This is a genomic window from Bremerella sp. JC817, from assembly GCF_040718835.1.
Classification (GTDB): domain Bacteria; phylum Planctomycetota; class Planctomycetia; order Pirellulales; family Pirellulaceae; genus Bremerella.
Genome location: NZ_JBFEFG010000274.1, coordinates 686,981 through 713,035, shown reverse-complemented (window position 1 = coordinate 713,035; position 26,055 = coordinate 686,981). Strand labels below are relative to the sequence as shown.

At 55.6% G+C, this 26,055-nt stretch carries 23 protein-coding genes; 9 read left to right on the top strand and 14 right to left on the bottom strand.

All coding sequences use genetic code 11. From position 1 onward, the window contains the following. The first annotated feature begins 131 nt into the window (after positions 1 to 131). The gene (locus AB1L30_RS17120; protein ID WP_345086850.1) at positions 132 to 455 is read left to right on the top strand and encodes a calmodulin-binding protein; all 324 of its coding nucleotides are present in this window, start codon (positions 132 to 134) and stop codon (positions 453 to 455) included. A gap of 131 nt (positions 456 to 586) precedes the next feature. On the opposite strand, the gene AB1L30_RS17115 is transcribed toward AB1L30_RS17120, so the two are convergent. Further along, positions 587 to 1,750 (bottom strand): M20 family metallopeptidase, encoded by a 1,164-nt coding sequence (locus AB1L30_RS17115; RefSeq protein WP_367014623.1) that lies wholly within the window; start codon positions 1,748 to 1,750, stop codon positions 587 to 589. A 264-nt stretch (positions 1,751 to 2,014) separates the two neighbouring features. Between AB1L30_RS17115 and AB1L30_RS17110 the strand changes: the two genes are divergently transcribed. The 3 genes from AB1L30_RS17110 to AB1L30_RS17100 all read left to right on the top strand — a co-directional run bounded on the left by AB1L30_RS17110 (position 2,015) and on the right by AB1L30_RS17100 (position 5,048). Further along, positions 2,015 to 3,388, top strand: coding sequence for a sigma 54-interacting transcriptional regulator (locus AB1L30_RS17110; RefSeq protein WP_367014622.1), 1,374 nt, complete (start codon positions 2,015 to 2,017; stop codon positions 3,386 to 3,388). 67 nt (positions 3,389 to 3,455) lie between these two features. After that, positions 3,456 to 3,899, top strand: a complete 444-nt coding sequence (locus tag AB1L30_RS17105) for a hypothetical protein (RefSeq protein ID WP_367014621.1) — start codon at positions 3,456 to 3,458, stop codon at positions 3,897 to 3,899. A gap of 81 nt (positions 3,900 to 3,980) precedes the next feature. Next, on the top strand, positions 3,981 to 5,048 hold the full coding sequence (locus tag AB1L30_RS17100) for an Mrp/NBP35 family ATP-binding protein (protein WP_367014620.1): 1,068 nt from the start codon (positions 3,981 to 3,983) through the stop codon (positions 5,046 to 5,048). A 133-nt stretch (positions 5,049 to 5,181) separates the two neighbouring features. Here AB1L30_RS17100 and AB1L30_RS17095 read toward each other — a convergent pair whose 3' ends face one another. From AB1L30_RS17095 to nhaA, 5 genes are all read right to left on the bottom strand, one after another. Then, positions 5,182 to 5,472 carry a hypothetical protein gene (locus AB1L30_RS17095; protein ID WP_367014619.1) on the bottom strand — a complete coding sequence of 97 codons (291 nt, stop codon included), beginning with the start codon at positions 5,470 to 5,472 and terminating at the stop codon, positions 5,182 to 5,184. Between the two features lie 334 nt (positions 5,473 to 5,806). After that, entirely contained in the window at positions 5,807 to 6,601 is a 795-nt protein-coding gene (locus AB1L30_RS17090) for a hypothetical protein (protein ID WP_367014618.1), read from the bottom strand. After that, positions 6,598 to 7,389: a site-2 protease family protein gene (locus tag AB1L30_RS17085; protein ID WP_367014617.1), complete on the bottom strand. Its 792-nt coding sequence runs from the start codon at positions 7,387 to 7,389 to the stop codon at positions 6,598 to 6,600. The genes AB1L30_RS17090 and AB1L30_RS17085 overlap by 4 nt, the downstream gene beginning before the upstream one ends. A 259-nt stretch (positions 7,390 to 7,648) precedes the next feature. Beyond that, complete coding sequence (locus tag AB1L30_RS17080) at positions 7,649 to 8,344, bottom strand: DUF1080 domain-containing protein (protein ID WP_367014616.1); 696 nt, start codon at positions 8,342 to 8,344, stop codon at positions 7,649 to 7,651. A gap of 100 nt (positions 8,345 to 8,444) precedes the next feature. Then, positions 8,445 to 9,869: a Na+/H+ antiporter NhaA gene (gene nhaA / locus AB1L30_RS17075; RefSeq protein ID WP_367014615.1), complete on the bottom strand. Its 1,425-nt coding sequence runs from the start codon at positions 9,867 to 9,869 to the stop codon at positions 8,445 to 8,447. Between the two features lie 164 nt (positions 9,870 to 10,033). Between nhaA and AB1L30_RS17070 the strand changes: the two genes are divergently transcribed. After that, entirely contained in the window at positions 10,034 to 11,605 is a 1,572-nt protein-coding gene (locus tag AB1L30_RS17070) for a sialate O-acetylesterase (RefSeq protein ID WP_367014614.1), read from the top strand. Between the two features lie 163 nt (positions 11,606 to 11,768). Next, positions 11,769 to 12,662, top strand: a complete 894-nt coding sequence (locus AB1L30_RS17065; RefSeq protein WP_367014613.1) for a mechanosensitive ion channel domain-containing protein — start codon at positions 11,769 to 11,771, stop codon at positions 12,660 to 12,662. 115 nt (positions 12,663 to 12,777) lie between these two features. Here AB1L30_RS17065 and AB1L30_RS17060 read toward each other — a convergent pair whose 3' ends face one another. Beyond that, the gene (locus tag AB1L30_RS17060; RefSeq protein ID WP_367014612.1) at positions 12,778 to 13,368 is read right to left on the bottom strand and encodes a protoglobin family protein; all 591 of its coding nucleotides are present in this window, start codon (positions 13,366 to 13,368) and stop codon (positions 12,778 to 12,780) included. 150 nt (positions 13,369 to 13,518) lie between these two features. On the opposite strand from AB1L30_RS17060, the gene AB1L30_RS17055 reads away from it, so the two are divergent. Further along, positions 13,519 to 13,971 carry an Rrf2 family transcriptional regulator gene (locus tag AB1L30_RS17055; protein WP_367014611.1) on the top strand — a complete coding sequence of 151 codons (453 nt, stop codon included), beginning with the start codon at positions 13,519 to 13,521 and terminating at the stop codon, positions 13,969 to 13,971. A 68-nt stretch (positions 13,972 to 14,039) separates the two neighbouring features. Here AB1L30_RS17055 and AB1L30_RS17050 read toward each other — a convergent pair whose 3' ends face one another. Both AB1L30_RS17050 and AB1L30_RS17045 read right to left on the bottom strand, forming a co-directional pair. Then, the gene (locus tag AB1L30_RS17050) at positions 14,040 to 14,207 is read right to left on the bottom strand and encodes a hypothetical protein (RefSeq protein ID WP_367014610.1); all 168 of its coding nucleotides are present in this window, start codon (positions 14,205 to 14,207) and stop codon (positions 14,040 to 14,042) included. A gap of 99 nt (positions 14,208 to 14,306) precedes the next feature. Further along, positions 14,307 to 15,317, bottom strand: a complete 1,011-nt coding sequence (locus AB1L30_RS17045) for a DUF1559 domain-containing protein (protein ID WP_367014609.1) — start codon at positions 15,315 to 15,317, stop codon at positions 14,307 to 14,309. 791 nt (positions 15,318 to 16,108) lie between these two features. Between AB1L30_RS17045 and AB1L30_RS17040 the strand changes: the two genes are divergently transcribed. Further along, positions 16,109 to 17,419 (top strand): hypothetical protein, encoded by a 1,311-nt coding sequence (locus AB1L30_RS17040; RefSeq protein WP_367014608.1) that lies wholly within the window; start codon positions 16,109 to 16,111, stop codon positions 17,417 to 17,419. Between the two features lie 43 nt (positions 17,420 to 17,462). Here the strand turns inward: AB1L30_RS17040 and AB1L30_RS17035 are convergent, their stop codons facing one another. Both AB1L30_RS17035 and AB1L30_RS17030 read right to left on the bottom strand, forming a co-directional pair. Further along, on the bottom strand, positions 17,463 to 19,127 hold the full coding sequence (locus tag AB1L30_RS17035) for a hypothetical protein (protein WP_367014607.1): 1,665 nt from the start codon (positions 19,125 to 19,127) through the stop codon (positions 17,463 to 17,465). A gap of 56 nt (positions 19,128 to 19,183) precedes the next feature. Next, positions 19,184 to 20,884 (bottom strand): hypothetical protein, encoded by a 1,701-nt coding sequence (locus AB1L30_RS17030; RefSeq protein ID WP_367014606.1) that lies wholly within the window; start codon positions 20,882 to 20,884, stop codon positions 19,184 to 19,186. 310 nt (positions 20,885 to 21,194) lie between these two features. Here AB1L30_RS17030 and AB1L30_RS17025 point away from each other — a divergent pair, with 310 nt between their 5' ends. Next, a complete protein-coding gene (locus AB1L30_RS17025; RefSeq protein WP_367014605.1) occupies positions 21,195 to 22,829 on the top strand; it encodes a M60 family metallopeptidase in 1,635 nt (544 codons plus the stop codon). A 27-nt stretch (positions 22,830 to 22,856) separates the two neighbouring features. On the opposite strand, the gene hisB is transcribed toward AB1L30_RS17025, so the two are convergent. Genes hisB through hisD form a run of 3 tightly spaced genes read right to left on the bottom strand, consistent with a single transcriptional unit; the run spans position 22,857 to position 25,910 of the window. Then, positions 22,857 to 23,450, bottom strand: coding sequence for an imidazoleglycerol-phosphate dehydratase HisB (gene hisB / locus AB1L30_RS17020; protein WP_367014604.1), 594 nt, complete (start codon positions 23,448 to 23,450; stop codon positions 22,857 to 22,859). 20 nt (positions 23,451 to 23,470) lie between these two features. Then, positions 23,471 to 24,529: a histidinol-phosphate transaminase gene (gene hisC, locus AB1L30_RS17015; protein WP_367014603.1), complete on the bottom strand. Its 1,059-nt coding sequence runs from the start codon at positions 24,527 to 24,529 to the stop codon at positions 23,471 to 23,473. A gap of 16 nt (positions 24,530 to 24,545) precedes the next feature. Next, on the bottom strand, positions 24,546 to 25,910 hold the full coding sequence (hisD, locus tag AB1L30_RS17010) for a histidinol dehydrogenase (RefSeq protein WP_367014602.1): 1,365 nt from the start codon (positions 25,908 to 25,910) through the stop codon (positions 24,546 to 24,548). Between the last annotated feature and the right edge of the window lie 145 nt (positions 25,911 to 26,055).

Below are 26,055 nucleotides of genomic sequence, written 5' to 3'. Positions count from 1 at the left end.
TTTTCGTTTAATTCCAGGTTCCGGTCAGGCCGATGCTTATGGTGCGGCATGTCTCCGTGTCCGTGGGAAGCGTGGGTGATTGGCCACAGCTTCCAATGAAATAAACCAGAAGTTATTTGGGGGGATCATCGATGTTTCAACGCATCGTGTTTGGTCTAGTTATTGCCGCGATGATGTCGGTCTCGTTATCCAGCGCCGAAGCTGGGGACCAAGCATTCAGCCGCGTCTGGGGCGGAACTTACGGCAGCTATGACTGGGAGCGGTTCTACCACTATCCCTACGTCTATTATCCCCAGAACTTCCAGGGTGCCGATTACTATCGCAGCCGCGAGAGCCTGTACTATCGCTATCCGGCCGAAATGCGAATTCCTGTCTACAACGAACAGTGGCAGAACCCATACCCGAACGGTCGTCTGTACCACTCGGGTCACCACTTCCTGCTGGATGTGTTTTAATCGCGTCGCGGAAGCTGCCTGAAGCAAAACAACGAAGCGAGAGTCTGCATAAGCTGGCTCTCGCTTTTTGCTGCGCGCTGCTCGAGAGAAGGCAACGCGTGAAGATGATCAGACAAAAACGCTTTGCTCTCTTAGCCGAAGCCGCGACAAAGCTTCTCCAGGACATCGGTCGCCGTGTAAAGCTGTTCGATCTCGATGAACTCGTCCTTCGTGTGTGCCTGGGCCAAGGAGCCTGGGCCGAAGACCACCGACGGGACGCCAATCGCAAAGTACGCCGGCGAATCGGTGCCATAGGCGACCTGCATCGACTCGCTGGTCACGCCGAATTCCGAAGCGACCTCGGCAATACGTCGGGCCAGTTCCTGATTCGAGTCAGCCAATGGCAAGCCAGGTGAACTCATGTAAGGAGGATCGTGCTCAACTTTCTCAGGGGCATCGATCCGCGAGGCAATGAAGTCGATCACCTCTTGGCGGACTGCCTCCTGCGATTCGCCCGGCAACACGCGACGATCGATTTCAATCGTGCAGCGATCTGGCACGGTATTCACGCTGACGCCACCATGCACCGTTCCGACGCTGATGGTGGGAAGTCCGAGCACGCCTTGCTCTTCGGCGGTGTTTAAGACGGTTTGTTCGTATTCGCGAATCGCCCGCAGCACATCTCCCATGCGATAGATCGCGTTGTCGCCGACCGAAGGTCTGCTGCTATGCGCGGCCTGACCCTTGGTGTGGCAGCGCCAACGGACGACTCCTTTGTGCGAGACCACCACGTTCATCAAGGTTGGTTCCGCGACGATGACGGCGTCGGGCAGCTTCGAGATCAATTGCGAGTCGCCACTCTTCCAGACACTCGCCAGGTGCCGAGCGCCGGTGAAGCCGCACTCTTCGTTGACGGTACAAGCAACCAGAACCGTGGGCATGTTTTCGCTTGGCTGCTCCTTCAGACGCGACAGCACCGCCAGGCACATCGCCATGCCACCTTTCACATCACAAGCACCACGGCCATAGATGCGGTTGTCGACCAGATTAGCGCCGAACGGAGCGACCGTCATGCCATCGACCGGAACGGTATCCTGATGGGCTTCCAGCACGATGATCTTATCGGAACTGCCCGGCAGGCAAGCGACGACATTGTCGCGCTGCGGCGAGACTTCCATGCGTTCGTACTCGACCCCGATTTCCTGGAAGATCTTTTCCAGCAAGTCGCCCAAACGGTGTTCGAGTTGAATCTCGGGCTGATCGACTTTGTGCCCCATCGGATTGACGCTGGGAACTTGAACCAGTCGTTGCGTCAATTGCACCACATCCATCGGCATAAGTGAGTCCTGGGTGTTACGTATCCGTAACGCTTATTCTGAGAATCCTCGGTCGATCCCAGAAAGGTGGTTGTTGAAGTGAAATGGCGGCCGCATTGCCTTGCGAACCGACACTCTTTCCATTGTTCGCGCTTGTGGGATTTCTAACAAGCGCCCCGCGTCTCTGAAAGGGTTGGTTTATAATACGAAGTTTGGCCAAAATCGTAATCCTGCCTCTTTCGCGTCACCCAGGGAGCCTGCGGAGTGCCTTCTCCTCCACGCAAACCGACGACATTCTTAATCCAGGCCTTCGATCTGGCGGCCTGGCCGGTGGTGTTGTTCGGTGAAGGAAACGCGGTTCGCTACTTGAACGCCGCCGCCGAGAAAGCCTTGGGCGTTTCGCGTGACGAACTATTCGATCTAGCGGCCAAGTATCACGGGCTCGGCCAGTTACCCAAAGCCCTGCAATTGGTCTCCGATCTTTGTCCCGCCTCGAATGTCTGGCTTGGCGAAGTCGGAACGCGCGAGATTACCCTGGTCGCTGACGAAACGACCGACGAAGTTCGCTGGCAAGGGATCTTTTACCCGATCACCGATCAACCAGACACCGATGCGGTGGCGTTGGTTCGTAACGTGATGGTAATGCTCGCCCCGCCGGAACGCATTCCCAATTCTGGGGCATTGCAACCGCAGGAAGAGATCCACGCAACACTCCAGGCCTTACGGCACGAATATCGTGGACGCTATGCGGTAAGCCACCTGGTAGGGATCAGCACGGCGATGATCCGCGTGCGGCGATTGGTCGACCTGGCATCGCAGTCTCGTGTTCCGGTCTTGGTCATTGGACAGCCAGGGACAGGCCGCGAGCAAGTTGCCCGAACGATCTGTTACGCCTCGAACCATGGTCAGGCAGGACCGGTGATTTCGATCCAAGGGGAACTGATGGATGCCGAAATCATGCAAACTACCATCCGTGCCTTCGTCCGGCGAAGCTTGGATGAAGACGAAACCAAGCATGCTTCGCTCATTCTGCTGAACGCCGAGAAGATGGATCTTGGTGCCCAAAGCGAATTGCTGCATCTGTTGGACCTGATCGACATCGACCTGCGAATCTTGTCGACCTCTTCCGAGTCGCTTTTGACGCTGGCGCGCCGCGGCCAGTTTCGTGAAGACCTGGCGTTTCGGATTTCGACACTGGAAATTGAACTGCCGCCTCTTTGCGATCGGCCTGAAGACATTCCGTATCTTGCCCAAGCCATTGTGGAAGAATTGAACGTTCCTTCCGATCGGCAACTGCAATCGATCTCGGCCGACGCGATCGATCGGCTTCAGCAGCAAGAGTGGCCTGGCAATATCGATCAACTAACCGAGATGCTGACCACGGCCCATGAAGTCGCCACTGGATTTACCTTGGCCGTGACCGACTTTCCGGTCGATGTCGCTCGGACGCCGGCCAAGAAGGTGGACACCAAGCAGGCCGAATCGATCGATTTGGATGCCGCTTTGGAAGCGTACGAACGCGAGATCTTGATTCGGACCTTGAAGGCGGCGAAGGGAAACAAAACCCAGGCCGCCAACATGTTAGGGATTTCGAGGGCCCGATTGCATCGTCGAATCGAGCAATGGGGGCTCGAATGAGTGGTAGGAAGGGGCTGAGCGTGGTTGTCACCCCGGACCACGCTTTTTACGATGAGTAGAGGTTGTCATGGATCTATCGGATCGGTGTGTACTGTACGAACCTCAGCCTTGCTGGGCTCCCCGCTTGCGGGGGCTGACGCCGACGTCGTCGGTTGGTTTTGTCGAGGTTCGAATTGCCTCTGAGGTCGCCAAGCTGCTGCAAGAGGATAGTCACCGACTGCTGATGGTGGCTCTGCGAGACTCGATGACGGCCCCGCAAGTCGCGGCTCGCATCCGGCAAGTCGCCGAAGTCCGAAGTCGCTGGCCGGCATGTCACGTTCTGCTGTTGCTGGATGAGCAGATGGATGCCTGGCATCGGGCCTGCTGGGAAATGGGAAGTGGATTGGTTCTGATTGGAACGAAATCACTTCCGATCATTGGTCGAACCATCGATCGTTTTCTGGCGGACCTTCCTGACGAAACCGAAGTTCCGGAAACGGAACGAGACCCCTTGGATTGGCTCCCCTGGTAGACGCCACCCTCAACTCACAAACCACGCGGCACGTAACTCACACGTTTCGCGAAGCTGCTTCCGCTCGAAGGAGAGTTCTCCATGGCTGATGTGCAACAAGTCATCAAAGCCCTTGAAAGTGTCAAAGACCCGCTTAGTGGTCGTCCGGTGACCACGACCGATCAGGTCAAGGAAGTCGACGTCCATGAATCGAAGGCGTCGTTCATCCTGGAACTGACCACGCATAGCGCGCCGCTATGGGAAGAGACCAAAGAGCTGGCCAAAGCGGCCGTTCAAAAGGCGATGCCTGATCTGACCGAGGTCAACATTCAGGTCCGCGAACATCAACGCAAGATCGAACCGATCGGCCAGATTGGCTTGACTGCCCGCAGCGTCATTGCGGTTGGTTCCGGTAAAGGTGGCGTTGGTAAGAGCACGGTTGCTTCGTGCCTCGCTTATGCTTTAAAGAAGTCGGGTGCCAAGGTCGGTTTGATGGACGCCGATATCTATGGCCCCAGCATTCCTCACCTGCTTGGCGTGAGTGGTCGCCCGGAAGTCATCGAGAAACGGATTCAGCCGAAGGAAGTCGACGGCATGAAGATCATCTCGATGGGATTGATTGTCGATCCGAACGAAGCAGTCATCTGGCGTGGCCCCATGCTGCATGGTGCGGTGACGCAGTTCCTCCGCGATACCGATTGGGGACCGCTCGACTATCTGATCATCGACATGCCACCAGGCACCGGGGACATTGCGTTGACCCTGAGCCAATTGTTGCCATTGACCGGCAGCGTGGTCGTTTGCACGCCACAGCAAGTGGCGTTGCTCGACGCGATCAAGGCGATCGTGATGTTCCGCAAGGTGAAGATTCCGGTACTCGGTTTGGTCGAGAACATGAGCGGTTTCGTTTGCCCAGACACCGGCAAGGAATGGGACATCTTCGGACGGGGTGGCGCTCAAAAGAAGGCCGAGGAAATGGGCGTTCCATTCCTGGGCGACGTGCCGATTACGATCTCGATTCGAGAGCAGGGTGACGCCGGAAAGACCAGCGATGTTCTGCAGAATGAAGTGACCGCACCACGGTTCGAGCAGATCGCTTATAAGCTGGTGAAGCAGTTGGCTGACTCGGCCGCAGAGAAGCCACCGATGCCGACGTTAACTGTTCTGTAGTCAGCACTTTCAGCACAGTGACAAGAAAAAGTTAGAGCCGTTTTTCGCAGGAAAAACGGCTCTGTCTCGTTGTGATCTTGCTGAGGGAAAAGACGCACGTTGTGGGTGCGTCTCTTCAGCGAAGCGGGCTTACTTAGGCCTTCTTCTTGGCGGTCTTCTTTGCCGACTTCTTGGCAGCCTTCTTCACGGTCTTCTTTACCGTGGTGGTCTTCTTGGTGGCGGCCTTCTTAGGAGCAGCCTTCTTGACGACCTTCTTCTTTGCGGTCTTCTTTGGGGCAGCCTTCTTGGTGGCGGCCTTCTTCACGGCTTTCTTAGGAGCCTTCTTGGCGGCAGCCTTCTTTGGAGCAGCCTTTTTAGCGGCAGCCTTCTTGGTGGTTGCCTTCTTCGGTGCAGCCTTCTTAACAGTCTTCTTCTTTGTGGCCACTTAAACGTCCTCCGTAAGATCACGTCGCGACTTGGTTGACAACGAAAGTGTATCGAACCGATCGATCGCTTTCAGTGTTCCACTACGTTGCGACAAACATAAAAACTTGCCGGGCGCCCTGAGGGCAGTGCAGCTTCCGATGCTACCCGGTGCCTTCCTTCAGGCATTCACAAAAGAAGCTGAGGTAAGTTGTACGTATATTCGTTTTTTTTGCAACACGTTTTCCACATCTCACGATGCACAACTGCAAACTTCTTTGAGAAAAAATGGGGGTCGCGTAGAGAAGAGAAACGCGCGCTTCGTGGCTGTTCGAAGCGCGCTCGCGTAGCGCGCTTTAGTACAACGCGACCGTAAGATGTTCACCGCGCTTGATCGATGGTTGCGCTTGCGATTGTTCGATACCAAACATCGTGCGCGAGTAAGGACGCGTCATCCAATGCTTCATCGAATGAAAAAAGTTAGAGCGAACGCGCGAGTAATCGAACCTCGAATGGCCCAACGAAGAAAGAATCGTGTGCCACACTTCCGGTCGTTTGGCTTGTCGCCAATGAATCGGATCGAAGCCATACCACTCGGGTTTTTGCGGGATAAACATGATGTCGTCTTCTTTGCCGAACGCTTGTAAACGTGCGTCGAGTTCTTCCGCACGCTGCTGCACCGTAACCAACTGAAGGTTCGAAGAAGGAAACATCATCGCGCGGAGCGCGCAAAACTTGTACGGTGCTAAACTTCGCACGCCGGCAAGTGGAATGCCTGTGATCGCGATGGGACCTTCGGTTGTCCGCAAGCGAATGATGCACTGTTCAATCCAATCAATGATTTGATCAACAGTGCGATCGTAAAGAAGGTCGTTACCGATGTCGGTGATCACCGAAGTGGTTTTTGCGGGACCAGAAACTTTTTCCAGCGAAGGCCAAAGTTCGCTCTCTAAAATGCCTGGAAGACGACGGCAGAGAAACTTCGACTGGGTTCCATAAGAACGTCCGCGACCAATCGCGGCATAGACTTCCAGCGGTTGAGGAATCATCTCCGGGGCAACGTGCAGAAGAACTTCCAGGCTCTTGGCTACGTTACTGGCGCCAAGCACGATCAAGCGTTGACGCACCGTTTCGTTTTGTGGACTGGTCACCAAGGGTTGTTCCCTCCGTATCGATTGGAACCACTTAGTTCCTGATAGTTTTGAATCGCCATGAAGCCGAAAAAGATCGGCATGAAGCGCTGTTCTGCTTGAAATGCCCAGATCGCGACGGCGATTGCACAAATCAGCGACAGCATCAACGAGTTACGAATGGCCTGGCCGCCGTCGACCATCTGAAACAGTTCGCGCGAGATCTTGCCACCGTCGAGCGGCCAGATTGGCAGCAAATTGATCAGCCCCCACCAAATGTTGATGAACAACATGTCGAGGATGAAAAAAAACACGTTTGGCTTCGACATCAGACCCATGCTGGGGCCTAACTTATACCAGCGAGGGATGTTGGTGCCTTCGAACCATTCCAGTTCTACGGAAGCAACTCGCGTGCCTGCCAGGAACGCTAACATCAAGCCGGCCAACAGGAAGCCGGCGGCAGGGCCGGCAGCGCTGATGATGATTTGGGTCCATTTGCTCCGCCTTGCACGGCCAGGGCCGTATTGCGATTGAACGTATGGGTTATGGATGGCCAATCCGCCGAACGAATACAAAACAACGCTCGGCTCCCAACCGAAGTAGCGAATCACAATCGCATGTCCCATCTCGTGCACCAGGATCGAAATGAACACTGCCACGATCCACAGCAATACCATCTGCGGAGTTCGATCTGCCGCGAATCCCATCAAGGCCGACACCAACCAGAACATGGGATGGATACGAACTGGGATGTTGAGCAGATGGAAGTGGAGGTCGTAAGGTGTCTGACGCGGTTCAGTAAGAAACATGCGTGGTGATTTCGTAAGGAATAGGGTCGATGCCATGCTCCTTGGAACGTGTCGCCTTGCTTCGTTCGTTTGCCAACGAACAAAACCAAGACAACAGGCTCTTAAGGACTAGGCGAAAAACAAAAGCAAACAGGGCAATTCAGTTGGCATCTTAACGTTTATTTTGTGGCCGCATGAATCCAGGGACGCAAAAAAAGAGAGGCCGCAAACAGGTTGCGGCCTCTCTTCGTGAATCAAGTTACGTTGGAAAACGTAAGGCTTAGTCTTCCAGTTCGATGATCTTCACGTTACGCCATTTGATCTGCTTGCCGACTTTCTTTTCGTCGCCACCGATGCCGTGAACCTGCAGGGCGATGAAGCCGCTCGAGGTCATGTCATCTTTCAGGTCGGCTGCAGGAACGCCGTTGATCCAGGTCTTGATCGAGTCGCCGCGGCATTCGATGCGGTACTTGTTCCATTCGTTCTGCTTGAAGGCCTTCTGGGCTTCTGGCTTGTCCTTCAGGTTGAACAACCAACCACGACGACCTTCGTCGTAGATGCCACCGCTCCAGGCACGATCCGAAGGATCGATTTCGACCTGATAGCCATGCACGCGACCGGCACCGACCTTCACTTCTTTACCATCGCTGGTCTTGTAGGTCTTTGGTTCGTCGTAAACGTTGCTGCGAATCTGGATGCCTGAGTTGAGCAACGGATCGACCATGTATTCAACTTCCAGAATGAAGTTGTCGTAAGGCTTCTCGGTGCACAGGAAACTGTTGCCGGTCTTCGGTACCGAAGTACCGATGATCATGCCATCTTCCACGGTGTACTTTGCCGTGCCACCCTTCTGCACCCAGCCCTCCAGCGTTTCGCCATCGAACAGTGGGGTGAACTTTTCATCTTCAGCACAAACGAAGCTGGCCGACAGCAGGACGGCGGTGAGGCAGGCAGGAGCGATCCAAGAGCGATTCATGGGGATGTTATCCTTGAGGTGTTCCGGTGAATTGCGGAGGGGGTATCGTGAAAACGAAATTCAGAATAGTTGAGTTTCTGTGCAATGTCCATCCCCGCGGCTAGTCAAGCTCCGGCGGGGCTTGCCCGAGATTTGTCGAGTCATGTTGCTCGTTTTCTTCTGTTTTTTCTGAGGGAAGACACCACCAAACGATCGCACACCCGCCGATGCCGGCGATGGCCGACGCGATCAGAATACCCAGCTTCGCATCGTCGCGATGTTCCGACATCCTTCCATAGGCAAGGTTGGTAATGAACAGCGACATCGTGAAGCCGATGCCTCCCAGCCACGACAGGCCATACAGCATCCCCCACGAAACGCCGCGCGGCAGTCGAGCCAGGCCCATCTTGACCGCTCCCCAGGCCAACAGAGTGATGCCGATCTGTTTGCCGACCAACAGGCCGACGATCACGCCAATGGTGACCGGGTGACTTAGCTTCTCCCCTAGGTTGCCATTCAGTTCGATCCCGGCGTTGGCCAATGCGAAGACAGGCATGATGAAGAAGGTAATCCACAAGTGAAGTGCGTTCTCGAACCGCTTCAGTGGGGTCTGCGTCAAGCGACTCGCCGTTTCGACATCCGAAATCATCGCGTGACTTTGTTTGTCTTTAAGCACGCTCGTTTCTTCTTCGTGACGTGCTTCGATGCGATCGAGCAACATGCGTGTCGAAATCAAAAATTCATCCGACTGAAGTCTCGGTCGTGCAGGAATCGTTAGCGCTGCCAAGATTCCTGCGATGGTCGGATGAATGCCGGACTTCAAAAAACAAAACCAAAGTGCGAGCGACAGAAAGATATAGGGTGCCGATCGACGAACACCGAACGCATTGCACAGCACCAGGCAGATAAAGAAGAGGGAAGCCAAACCAACCATCGGCCAAATGATGTCTTCGGTATAGAAGAAGGCAATCACCATCGACGCGCCAATGTCGTCGACAATCGCGAACGCTGTTAGAAAAACCTTTGCCGAGAGCGGCACGCGCGATCCCAGTAGTGAAAGGATACCTAGGCTAAACGCGATGTCAGTCGCCATCGGAATCCCCCAGCCTTCCTGGCCAGCGGTTGAGTGCAAATTGATCAGCAGGAAGATCGCCGCTGGAAACAGCATGCCACCAAGTGCGGCGACGGCAGGCAAGACCGCTTCACGAACGGACGAAAGTTCGCCGACTAATATCTCGCGTTTGATTTCCAGGCCGACAACAAAGAAGAAGACCGCCATCAAGGCGTCGTTGATAAAGTGATGCACGTCGAGCACGAGATGCGAGTTGCCCAGTCCAACATCGACCGGCGCCGAAAGAATCTCGTGATACGCTTCGGCCCAATGGCTATTGGCGAGGTAGAGAGCGACGATCGTACTGATCATCAGCAGGACGCCTCCCCACGCGGCATCTGAGATCAAGCCTTCCAGGGGCGAGATCAACCGACGGATCGGTCCCCGCGTCTTCCACATCAAGTAATAGTCTTGATCTTGCGTTTTATCGTTCATCCGCTGACCTGATTTCAGGTGGGTGCCGGTTTTGTGGGGATTATTGGAAGATTAGGAGCAGGGAAGGGGTGTAGCAACTAGCTGTTTCTCACTTGGTGCTGTGCTATAGTGAGCGGTCTTGCCGGAGTTTCTATTCCTTACACCACCTTCCCGGAGACACCCTCATGAACTCCCGTTGGATGCAAAGCGGTACGTTCGCCGCTCTCTTAACTTTTCTGTTGGTTGGTTCGTTGCAAGCCGAACTCACCATGCCGGCGCTCTTCACCGATCACATGGTGCTACAGCGCGACATGCCAATCTTTATCTGGGGAAGTTCCGATAAAGGTGCCGAGGTAAACGTGACACTTGGTGACCAGAAAGTCACGGTCACTGCCAACGACAACGGCAAATGGAAAGCGGAACTGAAGCCTCTGCCAGCCGGCGGTCCTCACCAGGTCGTTGTCCGTAGCGGCGATGCCGAAAAGGTCATCACCGATGTTCTGGTTGGCGAAGTCTGGGTTTGCAGCGGCCAGTCGAATATGCAGTGGGACGTGAACGCATCGAACGATGCTGACCTCGAACGTCTGACGGCGAACTTCCCAAAGATTCGTCTGATCAGCGTGCCTCAGGTCGGTACCCAGGAAGCTCAAGAATCGTTCAACGGCAAATGGGAACTCTGCACGCCTGATACGGTTGGCAGCTTCTCTGGCGTTGGCTATTTCTTTGGTCGTCAGATCTATCAAACCTTGGACGTGCCGGTTGGTTTGATCGACAACGCCTGGGGTGGTTCGTCTGCCGAAGCTTGGGTGGAACGTGACGTGCTGAAGAACAGTGGCAAGTTCAACGAACTGATGGCTCGCTGGGAACAGACCGAAGCAACCTACAACCACGAACAAGCAGTTGCCCAGTACAAAGAAAATCTGAAGGCTTGGGAAGAAAAGGCCAAGCAGGCCAAAGCGGATGGCAAGCCAGAACCAGGCGGAAAGCCAAGCCCTCCACGCAATCCGCTCACCAACCAGCACCGTCCCGCGAACTTATACCAAGGCGTGCTGAACCCAATCATTGGCTACGGTATCCGTGGTGTGATCTGGTACCAGGGCGAATCGAACGCCGGTCGTGCTTATCAATACCGCGACTTGTTCCCACTGATGATCCAGAACTGGCGGGACCGCTGGGGTCAGGGGGACTTCCCATTCTATTGGGTTCAGTTGGCTGACTTCCTGCAAGAGCGTTCCGAACCAGGCGACAGTGCTTGGGCCGAACTTCGTGAAGCTCAAACGATGACCCTCGATCGTCTGCCGAACACCGGTCAGGCCGTCATCATTGATCTGGGCGAAGCGGAAGACATTCACCCACGTAACAAGCAAGACGTCGCCAAACGTCTGGCTCGCCTCGCGCTGGCCAACGAGTATGGCTACAAGATCGTCAGCCAAAGCCCTCGCTACAAGTCGATGAGCGTCGAAGGTAATGCGATCGTGATTGAAATGGATACCTACGGTAGCCAGCTCGATTCGTTCGATACCCGCGCTTTGCAGGGTTTCACCATCGCGGGTGCCGATAAGAAGTTCGTGAATGCCAAAGCTGAACTGATCGGCAGCAACAAGGTTCGAGTTTCGAGCCCTGAAGTGAAAGAGCCAGTGGCTGTCCGCTATGCTTGGGGGGATAACCCTGTGGCGAACCTGCAAAACGCTCAGGCCTTGCCTGCCACGCCATTCCGCACCGACGACTGGGATGGAACGACCAAGAACAACAAGTAAGCTCGCTTGACTTGCTGAACCTTAACGATCGGGCCGCGTGTCGAATTGGACTCGCGGCCCGATTTCGTTTCTTGATTCGACTTGGCCTTCGATAAGCGATGGCAAATAATCATCCTTCCAGTCGAAGCTTTGATTTCATAGACCAACCTCAGGAGATCGTCCCATGCTGCTGTTCGCTCAAGCCGGGAAAGAAGAAGCACCCCAAGATGCCATCACGCGACTGTCCGAGTTTTACAAAACCGCGTCCGATTTTCTCATCGAGCAAGGTCCGATTTGGGTGACCAATGTGATCGCTGCGATCGTGGTCTTGTTTTTGGGATGGATCGCAGCACGCATCTTTCGGAATCTGTTCAATCGGGCGCTCCAGCGAAGTCATCTCGATAACACGCTATCTGGTTTCCTTTCCAACATTGCCTACGCCTTGGTTGTTGGTCTGGTGATCATCGCCGCGCTGAATCAGCTGGGGATCAATACCACCTCGCTGGCAGCCGTGGTCGGGGCGGCCGGGTTGGCGGTTGGCCTGGCCTTGCAAAATTCGCTGTCGAACTTTGCCTCGGGCATCATGCTGATCATGTTTCGTCCGTTCGGCGTCGGAGACTTTGTCGAAGCGGCCGGCGCGACTGGGATCGTGCAGGAAGTCCATATCTTCCACACGGTGATGCGGACGATCGACAACAAAAGGGTGATCGTCCCTAATGGCGAGATCACCAAAGCGGTCATCACCAACTTCACCGGACATGCGACCCGCATGGTCGACCTGGAAATCGGCTGCGGCTACAACGACGATATCCGAGCGGTGAAGCAGTTCTTGATCGAGACACTCGAGGCCGACGATCGCATTCAGAAAGATCCTGCGGTCGAAGTTCGCGTGTTTGAACTAGGCGACAGCGCGATCATCTTCAAAGTGCGTGGTTGGGTGAAGACGCCTGATTGGTGGGCGACACGCTGCGATATTGTCGAAGAGATCAAAGTCGGCATGGACGAACGGGGGTTCCACATTCCGTTCCCACAACGCGACGTCCACTTCTATCAAGAAACAGAGAAGCAGCCTGCGTAAGAGGCAGGCCGCAAAAGTTGAAGCCGGTTACTGCCGTCCATGACAGTAACCTTCGCTTCTGTGTGGGGCCAAGGACACCTGCCTGAGGTCTCTTGCTTACGTGGTAGCGGTATCCTTAAGCCACGGTTGAACTGGCAGGCACGTAGTGCTTGTTGATCAAATCGTTCTGAAGCCACAACAGTTTATTGAATGCGCGAAGCGTCTTTACTTCCGTTTCGCGATCCAACCCCAGCCCGGTAATGGTGACAATCAAAGCGTCGGCAACAAAGCCCATCAAGGCATTCATCTGAACCAGCGGGACATCGAGGTCGCGGCTACCGGCGGCTGGCGTGTGCATCTTGCCGACCATGTCGAGGTAGCTCAACATTTTCTCGTCGTACGGCTTGGTGACCAGGGTAACCAGGTAACGTGCCAGGTGCTGTTTGCGGAACTGGATCTGTTCGTGATCGAGCGACAACGCCTCGACCGAAGTCGGAACGTCTCCTTCGTAGCCGTGCTGACGCGGCACGAAATGACGCCAGGTGGCATCGTAACCGTGAAGCTTGTCGTAGACCGCATCGACCAGCCCTGGGACCAGCGGTGCCAACGCTTCCGCGGCACCATGGACTGCCTCGATATCCTCTCCGCCAAAACCTACGAACTCGAGCAGATAACCGAAACGGTAGCCCAGGTCCGATTCCAAACGTGCTTCGTCGATATGTTTCATGGCTTTCCCAATCGAGTAAGAGAGGAACTTACGCTAAACTGGATGGGGCGGGAGACAAAACGGACAAAGGAGTCCTGTTTTGTTTTTTGCAATCTACGACACGAATAATTGGATGTCAATGTCCAATTTAGCCACACTTGTGGGAAAAGCATGTTTTCGCAGACTGTTGAATATGCTCTGCGAGCGGTGTGCCATTTGGCCTATACCGCTCCGGCTAGCTCGACCACCGAAGAAATCGCGAACAGCACCAAGGTTCCGATTGCCTATCTTTCCAAGGTTCTCCAGGGGCTGGCTCGAACCGGGGTCGTGAAGTCGCAACGGGGCGTCGGCGGCGGGATCTCGCTGGTGAAGTCGCCCGACGAGCTGACCATTCTGGAAGTGGTCAACGCGGTCGATCCGATCGAGCGGATCTCGACCTGTCCGCTCGGGCTCTCGGCGCATGGCAAGAATCTTTGCCCGCTGCATCGCCGGCTCGACAACGCGATGGCCAGCGTGGAAGAGGCATTTCGCAGCACGACCTTGGCGGAAGTGATTGCTGAACCGACCACCAGCATTCCGCTGTGCGAGTTTCCGAGCGAACGCCCGCAGAAGAAAGAGTCGTAGCGCACGAAAAAGCCCAGGCACCAACGAGGCAGGGTACCTGGGCTTCATTTCGGAATCGACAACCTCGCTTACTGGTTGGCTCGTTCCGCATCTTCAACCGCTTGGATTTCAGCCTTGAGGTTTTCTTCTTCGTCAGCGGTCATCTGCTGGATTTCGCCTTTGTTCGTCGTTCCGCCACCACAGCCGGTGGTCAGACCGAGAGCCAGAAACAACATCGCGATCGATACGTACTTCATCGGAGGGTTCTCTTTCGAGGGGTGAGAGGGAGCATTGCCACTTCGCCAGGGTAGGGGACGAAGTGGCAAGTTGAATTCAGGCTTCAAACCAACGGCAAGTTACGGCCAATCGAACGTCTTGCGATCGTCGGCCAGGGCAGCGTAGGTGAAGACCAGGCCATCGACGGTGTAAGGAATGAAGCGAACCGAACCATCGCCGAGACAGAAGTTGGTGCCGCCGTTGTGCGACGAACCGAAATAAGGGTGCCAGCCCTTGAACACGCCATTCAAGCTGTACTTGGCGTCGAACGATTCAAAGGCACCACTGTCGTCGAACTTAGGAGCGGCCCAGTCTGGGATTGGGACCAGGGGAGTCGAGTCGCCGCTGCCCGAGTCGTAATACGAACCGAAGCGGATGACGTCTTCGTCCCAACCGGCGTTGTTCCACATTTCGTTGTCGCCACCTTCGACGCCATAGGCCGAATCGTGGAGAGCCTTTTCGCCCACCATGATGGTGTTCGACGAACCATCGCGGATGTGTTCGATCATCGCGGGGAACTTGGTCTTGTTGTTGCGGACGACGCCATGCTTACCGGTGCTGGTACCCGCACGCATACCGCTGCTGTGACGTTCGCCGGCGTTACCAGCGTAGTCGGCACGATAGACATTGCTACCGCCGTAAGGCGTGGCAACGCGCCGTGATGGACAGAAGTAGCCAGCGACACCATTGCGAGCGATCGAGCCTTCAGTACCGGTGGCGTTGTTCGGATCGCCCAGATCATAAAGGGCTGTCTGTTCCAGGAAGGGCAGGATCTGGTAGGTCCAGTTGAAGTAGTCGAGCTGGTCGGCATTGCAGCAGTCGCTTGGGCTCGACGAACCCATCGGAACGGCGGCGGTCGTATCGCTACCACCGTATGGCAGGTGACCGTACGTATCTTGGAAGTTGTGGAAGGCGAGACCAATCTGCTTCAGGTGATTGGTGCACTGGGTACGACGGGCCGATTCACGTGCTTGCTGCACGGCCGGCAAGAGCAGGGCGATCAAGATACCGATGATTGCGATGACCACCAGCAGTTCCACGAGCGTGAACGCAGAACGACGCGAAGCATGGGGCGGGAAGATGCGGTTCATAAAACGAAAGGTCCTATGGGTTCGTGTTTGGCGACGGGTCGGAGTGCCGTTGCTGCCGAGGGGAAGGCCAGTCAACGAATGGGCGTCGCCGAAAAACTCGATGCGCGAACCATCACGTTCTCTCTGGCCACACCGGCGGGAACGGGCTCGCGAAGCAAGGAAGCTAGTGGTCGCGTATGAAGAAAAAGCGAAGGAAATTGTGGGGAAGAGATGAAGCGATTTCTGCTGATTCAGAAGAAAAAAAGTTTCCCTGCATGAGGGTGGGACCGGTCGATCGTTTATCGCAGAAACGTGATTGCAATCTCGTTTTCGCGCAGACGAACACTAGCTGCCAGCAACGCGCGAATTGAGGTACCGACTTTTCCATTGCCAGTCCTGAAATCAAAACCCGTTGTTCCCTGCGTCGGGGTAGACCCGTTTTGCCTGCGCTTTGGTCTACGGTCGGGTTTGAATGAGTGGTCAATGTGGGTGGGTGTCTGTTCCCCCAGTACTGCGCGGACAAATTTCCAAGAATCTACGATGCCGCGGCTGCCACTTTCAGGCAAACATCAGTCGGCCAGGATGGGTGAACCCAGGCTCTCGTTCAAAGCTCATTTTAAATTAAGGGCTTTGGGGAGACTTTGCGGGGCGATGATGTCGGGCGTCGCAGTTTTTCCGATTTCTCCTAGAATTCGACCTGTGCAAGCATGGAGAGTCCTTCCAGGGGATGCCGAGTAGTGAACAACAACGGCTGCATCTTGCGATTTGGCCGATCTGGTGTTGGAAACTGTGGATTGAAAGAGGGAACGCCCATGCAAGGCCGCTTATGGATGGTGGCACTCGCGACTCTGGTAGCACACGTGGTCTCGGCGACTTCGGTCTGGGCCGACTGCAACTGTGCTCCCAAGAAATGCCAGTGCGTCAATCCTTGCCCTCCGGTTCCTTGCCAGCCAGGAACCGGTCAGGCCATGCCAGGCCAGCCAACGCCTTCCACTTCGCCGATGGGCGAAGTCCCCATGACCGACGACTTGATGCAGCCAGCCGACGATCTGCCGGCGATGCCGCTGCCGTCGACTACCTTCGCCACTTCGGCCCAGTTCGCTTCGGCGAACGAGAACATTGGCTTCCGCGATGCCACGATCGGTGACTTCTTTGGTTCGACCGCGCTGATCGCCGGTCCAAGCTACGGTAACACCAACATCAACAACGGCTTCAATGTGCCGATCGCTGGTGGTGATCGTCGTTTCAAGATCGCTGAAAACGTCAGCCCGATTCCGGTGAATCGTTGGTTCGTGAACTATAACCACTTCAGCCAGCCGGTCCGCAACATCGACCTGGCAGGGCAAGACGTGAACCGCGTCACGCTCGGTCTGGAAAAGACGTTTCTCGAGGGCTCGTCCTCGATTGAAGTTCGCATGCCATTGGTGGGCGGTCTCGATAACGTGCAAGACGTGAACGGAAGCGGTAGCCAGACCGACGTCGAGTTCGGCAACATGAGCCTTGTGTTCAAGAGCATCTTGCTACAGCAAGGAAACGACTCGGCGTTGTCGGCTGGCCTGACCGTCAGCTTGCCAACCGGTCCAGACGCTCGCCTGACCAACAGTTCGCTCGGCAGCACCATCTGCTACGTCCAGAACCAGTCGGTCCATCTGTTGCCGTTTGTGGCTTACTATCGTCGTCACACCGACCGTACCTGGTCGACCGCGATCGCCCAGCTCGACTTCGATTTGAATGGCGATACATTTAGCCGCGGGGATGGGGGCAATCGATTTGCGATCTCGCGATACCAGCAGCAGAACTTCTTGTACCTCGATTACACCTTGGGGCATTGGTTCTATCAGTCGCAGCATTGCGGACATTGGATTCAACGGGCTGCCGTGATCGGCGAGCTTCACTACTCGACCACGCTCAACGATACCGACCTGGCGGCGGCAGGGCCTTCGAGTGGGGACATCGTGACCAACCCTTACAACCGTCTCGATGTCTTGAACGCGACGGCTGGTCTGCGGTTTCAGTTGGGCCAAGACTACATTCTGACAGCCGCCGCGGTTGCTCCGCTGAAAGATGGCCCCGACAAGCTGTTCGACAGCGAGTTCGCCATCCTGCTGACCAAGATGTTCTGAGAGACATCTTGGTCGTGCGGACGACTGCGAGTCGCGAACTGCACTACTCGAACGCTGGAACCGCTTCATCGGCAGCCCCAACCCCAGGCAAGGTCTTGGGGGCGACGTGGACGTCGGCTGCCGAATAAATCGCAAGCGACTTCAGGTATTCTTCCACGCGTGAAACGACGCTGCGTTGATTGCGAACGATCAGACCGTTGGATGTTGCGAAGATGGCATGGCCGGGAACGCCCCAGGTCGCCTTATCTTGGGTGGCCTTGATCAGTGCGGCGATATCTTGCAGGTCGCCCTTGGTCAGTGGTGGATTATCATCGACCGGCGGTAACGCCACAAAGGAAACGGCAACCACTTCCTGGCGATAAGCGTGAATCTGCTGCTTCCACTGGTCGAGATCGATCGGCTTTTGCTGCTTACGGATCTGGTTGAGCTGCGCCTCGATTTGCCGATGGACTTTCGTCGATTGCATTACCACCAGGCAATCGCCGGGCAGGTACTCGATGATCGTGCATGGTCCCCCCAACATCTCCCAACTCTCGGCTTGGTTGGGAAAAACCAGCGAGGCGATCAGGTTATCGGTGTCAGGAAGGAGTGGCGCCGTCAAAGCCGCGCTGGGCATCGCCGATTGTTGATAGAACTGTTCGATTTCGTGTCGAAGGCGAGCATCTCGGACATCGAGCCCGTGCCAGAGCAAGTCTCTCACCGGATAGATGCGGATTTCCAAATTGCTGGTAACGTTCAACTCGGACGTGATCAGAATCGTTTCGTTGAAGATCTCCCAGCCAACGCCGAACTGCTGACAGATGGCATCGAGTGCTTTGCGAGCCGGGACTTTTTCGAGCTTTAAGTCGATCGTCTTCGGCAGTTCGAAGTCGCTGTAGGAGAGCTCGCTGTGATCGAGCATGATCGGTAGTTGGTTTGTCTTTCGTAGAAACCCAAACACTTCTTCCCGCGTCGCGTTGTTGAAATCGGCGGTAATGGTTGTGCTGTCGAGCTTTGCTTCCGCGATCGCCATCAGTTTAGCCGTTGGCCAAATATGAAGGGGCTGGACCGGGTAGTTTTCCGAAGGAAGATCGATCGCCTTCGTGAGTTGATCCAACAGCGTTTGCAGCTTGGCATGTACCCGCGGCGAGGCGGAAACCAGCATGCTGTTTTGGAAGACCTGGACCGTCCCGGTGCCACCGAGTACATCCCAACTTTCCGGTTCCAAGGTTGTGGTGATCACGTCGTAGAGATCGTTGTAGTACAACTCGGAAGGAAATCGCGAGAGGTCGTAGCAACGCGTCAAGTAACGTTCCTCCGAATGCTGTGGAGTCGAAATCACCACGGCATCGGACTGGAAGTAATAGGCCAGAGCGTGTTCGTGGGCGATCAACGAGAGGATCGTTGTGGCCGACAGTTCTTCCGCATCCAGCGTGATCGGCATATCGGGGGAGAAGTTGACATCCTGCAACGCTTTGAAGTCGATACGAATCGGAATCTCGGTCTTGCTTTCGATGAATCGCACCGCATCGACCAAGGGAAGTTCGTCGAAGTGCACGCCCAGTTTCTGCGTTTGCAGTTGGTCACGCAGAGCGTCAATCGCCGCGAGTTCGGAATCGGAATTGTCAGGAAGTTGGACCGTGATCGGTGTCACTTCGTCGAGCGAAATCTCTTCCGCAACCGATACGCCGGTGATCAACAATAAGCAAAGAGACAAGAAGATTCGCACGTTCAAAATCCTTGATGGCGAGAGTTGACTTTGAGGACGAGTTGATGGGGAAGCGACTAATAAATTCCGCCCGGCATTGGTTCACCGGAGATCTCTGGTTCGGCCGGAGCAGAAGCTTCGGTTTCTTCTGCCGTTGTGATCTTTGGCAAGGCTCGCTGCGTGACCAGGTAGCGATAAAGCTCTTGAACGACCGAGCGTTTGTTGAAAACAACGAGCCCGCGCGAGGTCACGTCGACATATGCCCCGTTTCGCTTCCAACTTTCCGGATCGATCCGGAACGTCGCACGCCGCGAAAGTAAATCTATTTCCGCCGTTGATCGCTGAGGCTTTGGGTCGTCGTCGTTGGTGAGATCGAAGACCACCGTGATCATCTCGTCGAGTTCGGCTTGTAGACGGGCTCGCAGTTCTTCGCGGTCTTCTGGTTTCTGTTGCCGGCGAAGGTACTGCAGAAACGACGCGACTTCCGCATGGACTTCCGCCGTCTGGCTCACGACCAGGCAATCGGCTTTGGCGTACAACCTCAGGCTGCCAGGGCCTCCCAGTTCATCCCATGATTCGGGAGCGACAAACTCTTGAATCGTGTCGCCAACATTGTCGGTGCTTGGAATGGAAGGCATGCTGGGGCAAGCAAGAATGGCCCAAGGATTGTCGTCCTTCTTGTTGGCTGCATCGGTAATCATTGTCAGCAGTTCGACATCGCGCGGGGCGAGGCCATGCCAGATCAAGTCGCGAATCGGATAGACGCGGGTTTGCAGGTTCGCCTCAACATCTTCCGGACTGGAAATGATCACGATGTCTCGATCGCAAATCCAATCCAGGCGATGTTGTCGCGTCAGCATGTTCAAGATATGACGCACGCTGAAGTTCTTCAGTTGTAAGTTGACGGCAACGTTCCGAGTCAGCCCCATGTTCTGCAGTTCAAGCGTATCGATCTCGATTGGGATCTGGCTCTCGACCGAGATCTGCTGGACCACTTCTGCCAGCGGCAATCGTTGGGCATCGATCGAGATGCGAGTGTTTTCCAGTCGCTTTTCCAATTCCGTTTGCTGCTGCGAAGAAGGGGAGACAGGCAAAGAAGCCGTCGCGTAAGCATCGTCTCTCAGCGATTTTGCCTGGCGAAGGACGCCCAGCAGGGCTTCGACCGACTGCTGCTCGGCAACGGGGGCATATACGAACATTCCGCCTGGATATTGCTCAATCGTTTGGGGGCCACCCAGATCGCTCCATCGTTCTGGCTGGATCGTGTCGACAATCACATGCCGCAGCGAATTGAAGTCACGCTTCGGATCGGGTACCAACGACGAGAGGTTATAGAACTTCGGAATCAACCGATGATGCCCTTCGACCTCGATGCCGAATACTTTGACGTGTTCAGGCGTGATCGTGTACGAAAGATGCTCTGGTCGCAGTAGCAGTCTCAATGCGGATGCCGCCGAAAGCTTGGGCTGCTTCAGCGTAACTGGCGTATCGAGAGAGATCCCGTGGTCCTCTAGGCTTTGCTGATGGATCTCGATCGGAATCTTGGTTTGCCGTGCGATTTCTTCCACAGCTTGCAACAAGGGTGTCTTCGCGAAATCGAGTTCGACTTGGGCAGTGAGCAGTTCGCTCGCCAGCTGTTCGATCTTCTCGAAATCAGCGGTCGCGGCTGGGGAATCGATAGTCACGATCCGCTCGAAGTCAGCACGGGGAGGCGCTTGAGCAAACGCCAGGTTCGCACCCAGAAGCAGCACCAGGCAGGCCGTTGCCAATGCTCGCATGACATAATCCTTTCGACGAGATCGTGAGACAGGAAGAGTGGCGTTATGTAGACTAATCGGGGAGGGGGTTCCGTGGCAACGAATTGGTGGAATCGCCTTTGGAAACCTCGCAGGTGGTAGTTTTGCGGCGAACTAGCAACAAGGTGAGCCCCTACGAGCCACATCGCCACGGGATTCGCGCGTTTTGCTTGTCAGCCCACGGTCATTGGTTCATACTGCAATCATCATTGCCTGCCGATTTTTTTTGTGGAGTCGATGATATCCCGGGATAGCTTGAGGCAAAGTGTTATTCGACAGGAACCAAAGTCTGATGGAACTGAGACAACTTTTGGGGCGTGCGTTGATCGCATGTCTGTGGCTAGGCATGGGGGCGGCATCGGTCGATGCGGCTACCGATGCAGAACTGCAAAAGGCGATTCAAGGCGAGAAGCTGACGGAGGAAGAGTACTCGTCACTGCGCAAAGCGGTCGAGAAAGAGGCCCGATCTGGCTTCACTTCTGATGGCTTGATGAAGGAGTTGATGGGCAAGCTCAAGGAAGTGCCTGCGGTAGAAATTGGTCCTGAAAAGGAAAACCAGTTCCGCGTTCGCGAGCATACCCTGATTGCCCTGCGAATGATTGTCGAAGCAGAACTGGCCGGCAAAGTCTTGCCGCCGGATCAGCTTCAAAAGCATCCTTCGTCCGACAAGTTCCCCGGCATGATTCCGAAGCATGCCAAGCCAGAGATGCAGGTCGTCGAGATCGATGGGAACTCTTATCGCTGGCAAAGCACGGGGCTGTATGCACCACCGGGGGAAGTGATCCACGTCACGATTCCTGAAGAGTATGTCGATGCCGGTTGGAAACTGCGAATCGGGGCGAACAGTACCTACATCGATACGCCGCGTCACTCGAAGCTGAATCGCTTCCCCCGAATCGATCGCGTCTTCGATATGAAAAAACGAACGACCGCCGCCGCGTGTTCGTTTGGCGGGCTGGTCTACATCGAATTGCCAACGCCCAAGGCGAAGACCTTCCTGTCGAAGGACAGCGATATCTATGATCTGGTCGATCACTACGATCCGCCGCCCAAGAAGCCGGTCTCGGTACGTTTCACGAATGTGCTGAAGGCGCCACGTTATGTGCATGGCGAGACCGACATTCATCAATGGCGAACCGAAATTCGTAGCTATCCAGCTCCGTATGCCGAGATCGGTAGCGACAAGGTGATCTTCATGATGCCGTCGCATTTGATCCGTCGGTTCGATACGCCGGACCTGGCGATGGAAAAGTGGAATCAATTGATCGATGCGATGAGCGAGTTGTCGGGACGTCCAAAAACGAAGCCGTTTCCGCATCGCTTTTTGATCGATGCCCATGTGAACTGGGGAGCGGCCTTCGCCAGCTACCCGATCAATGCACCGATTTCCTGGTCAAATGAGATCATTCGAGGCGAGCCGGGCTGGGGACATGCCCATGAACTGGGCCATTTGCATCAGCATCGTGTGTTCACGTATCAGGGGACCGGCGAGGTGACCGTGAACGTGTTTGCATCGTACGCCCTCGAGCAAGTGTTGGGGCACCCGCACGAACGCTCGACGCGTGAATCGGTGGTTGCCAACGCGGCCAAGTATCTCGAACGACCTTTGGAAGAACGCAACTGGATGACCGTCAACGGCGCGTTGTTCGAGCGTCTGGCGTTCTATCTGATTCTGTCGCACGAACTCGGCTGGGAACCTTACAAGCAGGTCTTCCGCGAGTACCGCGAACTGCCGTTGGATCAGCATCCGAAGTCCGACGTTGATCGGGCCAGCGATTTCCTGGTGAGGATGTCGCGGGCAACGAATCGCAACCTGGGACCTTACTTTGTCGAGTGGGGCGTGCAGGTCAACCAGACGGCTTTGGACGAAGTGAAGTCGCTGCCGGCCTGGGAATCGGAGATGATGAAAGAAGCTCGGGGCAAATAACGCCCCGAGTGACCCTTCCTGGTCGGCTTACGAATTCAACGTTCCCTTGGTGCTGGGCACGCCAGGGGAACGTGGATCGTGTTCGACTGCCATCCGCAAGCTGCGCGCCGCACACTTGAAGATCGCTTCGGAGATGTGGTGATTATTGCGGCCGTAGTGGATGTTGACGTGGAAGTTACACAACGCATTGGCGGCCAAGGCTTGCCAAAAGTCTTCCACCAGTTCGGTATCGAAGTCACCAATCTTGGCGGTTGTGAACTGTGCGTTGAACACCAGGTAATATCGCCCGCTCAGGTCCCACACCGTGCTGCACAGCGTTTCTTCCATCGGCAGCGTGAAGTGACCGTAACGCCGAATTCCCTTCTTATCGCCAATCGAATGGCGAATGGCCTGACCGATGCAAATGCCGGTGTCTTCTACCGTGTGATGCTGGTCGACGTGCAGGTCACCGTTCACTTCGACCTTCAAGTCGAAACAACCGTGCCGCGTGAACAACTGCAGCATGTGGTCGAAGAAGCCAACGCCGGTCGAGCCCGAGAAGTTGCCGGAGCCGTCGAGATTCATCTCGAGCTTGATCTGGGTTTCGGTCGTGTCGCGTTCGATTTTGGCAATGCGGGTCATGGGAGGCAATTATGCGGAGGTTACGGATTCTGCTGGAGATATTGCTCGATCAAGTCCAAGCATACGTCGGATTGGCCGTCGGTACCGACCGAGATGCGAATTCCTTCGGTGATACCGGGGTACTGCATGTATCTGATCAGCACATGGTTCGCCTTGAGGAATTCATAAATCGGTTTGAGTTTGACGCCTGGTCGCGTCGCCCAGACGAAGTTGGCCTGAGAATCAGGCACCGTGAAACCAAGCGAACGGAGCCGGCTGGTCATCCGGGCACGCGTGGCCACCACCTTCGCTTTGTTCTCGGCAACCCACTTCTGATCGTCGATCGCAGCGATCGCACCAGCGAGCGCGAGGGCATCGCAGTTGTAGCTGTCTTTGACCTTCATCAGTTGTTCGATCATCTGGGGCTGGGCCACCAGAAAACCAAACCGCAGACCGGCCAACGCGTACGATTTGCTGAGCGTTCGCGAGACCATGATCTTTTCGTTTTCACGAACCAGGTCGATGCAGTTGTCGTCGGCGAAATCGGCGTACGCTTCGTCGATCAGTAAAGGGCAGGGGAGCGAGTCCGCGATCGCTCGCAGTTGATCTTTAGGAACGACTGTTCCGCTCGGACTGTTCGGGTTCGGCAGAAACGCCAGCTTCAAATGATTGCTGGCCGTGCCAAACGATTCCGGCAGCGTCCAATCGTCGTTGAACTGAATCTCTTCGCTGTCGGCTCCCTGAATGTCAGCGAGCGTCTTGTAGAGGATGTAACTTGGCGTTGGCAAGCGGAGCCACTGGCCATCGCCGACGAACCCTCGTGTCAGGATGGTCAGGATGTCGTCGCTTCCGTTGCCGCACAAAATCCAGTCAGGCTCGACCCCCAGCACTTCCGCCGCACGAATGCGAAACGCGGTACCGATTGGGTCGGGATACTTCTCAAGTCCCTGGTCGAGTCGAGCACGAATCGCTTCGGCAACTTTCGGCGACGCAGGGTAAGGGTTCTCGTTGGTGTTCAGCTTGATGAACTTGCCGCCTTGCGGTTGTTCCCCAGGCTTGTAACCGGCGATGGCTTCGATTTCAGGACGAAAATAGCCCATGGTGTTCCTGCGATGTTTATTCGGTTTCGGTGCGAATGGTCACACTGCGTTTGTGCGCGGTTAGGCCTTCTTTATCGGCCAACGTCGTAACCAGTGGGGCGATCGCCTTCAGGCCATCTTCGGTGAAGTGGATTACGCTGCGCGAGCGAAGGAAGTCGTTGGCCGATAGGCCGCTGGCCCAGTGAGCTGTTGCTCCTGTCGGAAGCACGTGCGATGGCCCCGCGGCATAGTCACCCAAAGCGACCGGGGTGAAGTTACCCAGGAAGGTCGCTCCGGCGGTGAGAATCTTTTCGGCGGTCGCTTCGCTGTCTTGCGTGGCGATGTGCAAATGCTCTGGCGCCAGGTCGGTGGCGATGCGGCAAGCTTCGGCTTCGTTCTTGGTCAGGATCACGGCACCAAAGTCGATCAGGCTTTGAACCGTCAGGTCGCAGCGTTCCAAAACGGCGACCTGCTTTTCCAGTTCGGTTAACGCGGCGTCGATCAGTTGTTCGTCCCAGCTAATTAAGACGCTGCTGCCAGGAGAATGTTCGGCCTGAGCCAACATGTCGGCGGCAATATATTCTGGCTTGGCAGTCGAGTCCGCGACAACAACCACTTCGCTCGGGCCGGCGATCGAGTCGATGTCGACCTCGCCGAAGACATGCTTCTTGGCCAAGGCGACAAACAGATTGCCAGGACCGACAATCTTTTGAACCTTCGGGATGCCTTCGACGCCATAGGCCAACGCGGCGACGCCATGGGCACCACCGACGCGGTAAACTTCCTTCACGCCGATTTCGACGCAGGTCGCCAGCAGATCAAGATTGTACGAACCGAACGGAGTCGGAGGAGCGATCACGGCGAGTTCTTCGACACCGGCCGCCATCGCTGGCACCGCGGTCATCAAGACCGTCGAAGGATACGCAGCCGCACCGCCAGGAACACAGATGCCCACTCGCTTAAGCGGAGCATAGCGATGTCGTAGTCGACCGCCATGTTCAATGGGCACTTCGACGTCTTTGTGCAGAATGGCCGACTGGAAGCGAAGGATGTTTTCGCGAATGCTGCGGATCGTAGCCAGGAACTCAGGATCTGCCGCTTCGTGGGCCAGCCGCAGTTCTTCTTCCGAAACCCGAATGGTGGTGGCATAAAGCTGCTTACCATCGAGCTTCTGTCCGTACTCGAGCACGGCTGCCAGGCCGCGGCTTTCGACATCAGCGCAGATCCGCTGGACGACCTGCTGAGGACTCAGCGGTTCGCCAAAGACTTCGATCGTCCGACGACGTCCCGCTTCGCTGACGACATCCCCTTTAGGGCTCAGCTTGTCACGGACCTGTTGCAGTTGGGTATCGACGTCATCGTGTCGGGTATCGATCCAAGCGATTTGCGACTTCAAATCCATTGCGACCCTTAGGTTGGCACACGGGTGTTGGGGCGAAGGGGAAATCACTGTTGGATTCCCTCGGTCTGAACCAAACCTAACATTTTGGTCTGCCTGGCCCCTACAGAAAAGGCCCAATTGCCCTTTCCAGGTTCGCGGAATTGTT

What these genes read in the sequence shown, in the direction of transcription:
- AB1L30_RS17120 (WP_345086850.1), top strand. Translation starts at nt 132, where the DNA reads ATGTTTCAACGCATCGTGTTTGGTCTAGTTATTGCCGCGATGATGTCG.
- AB1L30_RS17105 (WP_367014621.1), top strand. Translation starts at nt 3,456, where the DNA reads ATGGATCTATCGGATCGGTGTGTACTGTACGAACCTCAGCCTTGCTGG.
- AB1L30_RS17100 (WP_367014620.1), top strand. Translation starts at nt 3,981, where the DNA reads ATGGCTGATGTGCAACAAGTCATCAAAGCCCTTGAAAGTGTCAAAGAC.
- AB1L30_RS17085 (WP_367014617.1), bottom strand. Translation starts at nt 7,389, where the DNA reads ATGTTTCTTACTGAACCGCGTCAGACACCTTACGACCTCCACTTCCAT.
- AB1L30_RS17080 (WP_367014616.1), bottom strand. Translation starts at nt 8,344, where the DNA reads ATGAATCGCTCTTGGATCGCTCCTGCCTGCCTCACCGCCGTCCTGCTG.
- nhaA (WP_367014615.1), bottom strand. Translation starts at nt 9,869, where the DNA reads ATGAACGATAAAACGCAAGATCAAGACTATTACTTGATGTGGAAGACG.
- AB1L30_RS17070 (WP_367014614.1), top strand. Translation starts at nt 10,034, where the DNA reads ATGAACTCCCGTTGGATGCAAAGCGGTACGTTCGCCGCTCTCTTAACT.
- AB1L30_RS17065 (WP_367014613.1), top strand. Translation starts at nt 11,769, where the DNA reads ATGCTGCTGTTCGCTCAAGCCGGGAAAGAAGAAGCACCCCAAGATGCC.
- AB1L30_RS17060 (WP_367014612.1), bottom strand. Translation starts at nt 13,368, where the DNA reads ATGAAACATATCGACGAAGCACGTTTGGAATCGGACCTGGGCTACCGT.
- AB1L30_RS17055 (WP_367014611.1), top strand. Translation starts at nt 13,519, where the DNA reads ATGTTTTCGCAGACTGTTGAATATGCTCTGCGAGCGGTGTGCCATTTG.
- AB1L30_RS17050 (WP_367014610.1), bottom strand. Translation starts at nt 14,207, where the DNA reads ATGAAGTACGTATCGATCGCGATGTTGTTTCTGGCTCTCGGTCTGACC.
- AB1L30_RS17045 (WP_367014609.1), bottom strand. Translation starts at nt 15,317, where the DNA reads ATGAACCGCATCTTCCCGCCCCATGCTTCGCGTCGTTCTGCGTTCACG.
- AB1L30_RS17040 (WP_367014608.1), top strand. Translation starts at nt 16,109, where the DNA reads ATGCAAGGCCGCTTATGGATGGTGGCACTCGCGACTCTGGTAGCACAC.
- AB1L30_RS17030 (WP_367014606.1), bottom strand. Translation starts at nt 20,884, where the DNA reads ATGCGAGCATTGGCAACGGCCTGCCTGGTGCTGCTTCTGGGTGCGAAC.
- AB1L30_RS17025 (WP_367014605.1), top strand. Translation starts at nt 21,195, where the DNA reads ATGGAACTGAGACAACTTTTGGGGCGTGCGTTGATCGCATGTCTGTGG.
- hisB (WP_367014604.1), bottom strand. Translation starts at nt 23,450, where the DNA reads ATGACCCGCATTGCCAAAATCGAACGCGACACGACCGAAACCCAGATC.
- hisC (WP_367014603.1), bottom strand. Translation starts at nt 24,529, where the DNA reads ATGGGCTATTTTCGTCCTGAAATCGAAGCCATCGCCGGTTACAAGCCT.
- hisD (WP_367014602.1), bottom strand. Translation starts at nt 25,910, where the DNA reads ATGGATTTGAAGTCGCAAATCGCTTGGATCGATACCCGACACGATGAC.